This window comes from Moraxella catarrhalis (assembly GCF_001632285.1).
Classification (GTDB): Bacteria; Pseudomonadota; Gammaproteobacteria; order Pseudomonadales; family Moraxellaceae; genus Moraxella; species Moraxella catarrhalis.
The window spans coordinates 1-1,273 of the sequence record NZ_LWAH01000006.1; the positions used below are offsets into that span (position 1 = coordinate 1).

A 1,273-nucleotide genomic window follows, 5' to 3' on the forward strand; every position below is an offset into this window, starting at 1 on the left:
TCGAGGAAACCATCATGGCAAAGGCCAAGTTTGAACGTGTAAAACCACACGTAAATGTTGGTACCATCGGTCACGTTGACCATGGTAAAACCACTCTAACTGCTGCTATCGCAACCGTTGCTGCTAAGCACCACGGTGGTGAAGCAAAAGATTACGCTGCTATTGACTCAGCACCTGAAGAAAAAGCACGCGGTATCACCATCAACACCTCTCATATTGAGTATGACACTGCAGCTCGTCACTACGCACATGTAGACTGCCCAGGTCACGCTGACTATGTTAAAAACATGATCACAGGTGCAGCACAGATGGATGGTGCTATCTTGGTTGTTTCTGCAACTGATGGTCCTATGCCACAAACTCGTGAGCATATCCTACTATCTCGTCAGGTTGGTGTACCATACATCATGGTATTCATGAACAAGTGCGATATGGTTGATGATGAAGAGCTACTAGAATTGGTTGAAATGGAAGTTCGTGAACTTCTATCTGACTATGATTTCCCTGGTGATGATACCCCAATCATCAAAGGTTCAGCACTAGAAGCATTGAATGGTTCTGATGGTAAATATGGCGAGCCTGCAGTTCTAGAACTGCTAGACACACTAGACAGCTATATCCCAGAGCCTGAGCGTGATATCGATAAGTCATTCTTGATGCCAATTGAAGATGTCTTCTCGATCTCAGGTCGTGGTACAGTTGTGACTGGTCGTGTTGAATCAGGTATTATTAAAGTTGGTGATGAAATTGAAATCATCGGTATCAAACCAACTGCTAAAACCACCTGTACTGGTGTTGAAATGTTCCGTAAACTGTTAGACGAAGGTCGTGCAGGTGAGAACTGTGGTATCTTGTTGCGTGGTACTAAGCGTGAAGAAGTTCAACGCGGTCAAGTACTTGCAAAACCAGGTTCAATCACCCCACATACTAAGTTTGATGCTGAAGTTTATGTACTGTCAAAAGAAGAAGGTGGTCGTCACACCCCATTCTTAAATGGCTATCGCCCACAGTTCTACTTCCGTACCACAGATGTGACTGGTGCCATCACTCTACAAGAAGGTACCGAAATGGTTATGCCTGGTGACAATGTTGAGATGAGTGTTGAGCTTATCCACCCAATCGCCATGGATAAAGGTCTACGCTTTGCTATCCGTGAAGGCGGTCGTACCGTAGGTGCTGGTGTTGTTGCTAATGTTAAAGACTGATATTTTTAGTATTTAACTTAAACAGTTACCACAAAAACCAAACCTGAAAGGGTTTGGTTTTTTGTTGG

General features: G+C 44.1%; 1 protein-coding gene. It reads left to right on the top strand.

Features of this window, described 5'->3' with window-relative positions; genetic code table 11:
• The first annotated feature begins 14 nt into the window (after window positions 1-14).
• Window positions 15-1,205, top strand: coding sequence for an elongation factor Tu (gene tuf / locus A4U55_RS01370; protein ID WP_003656211.1), 1,191 nt, complete (start codon window positions 15-17; stop codon window positions 1,203-1,205).
• The last annotated feature ends 68 nt before the right edge of the window (window positions 1,206-1,273 follow it).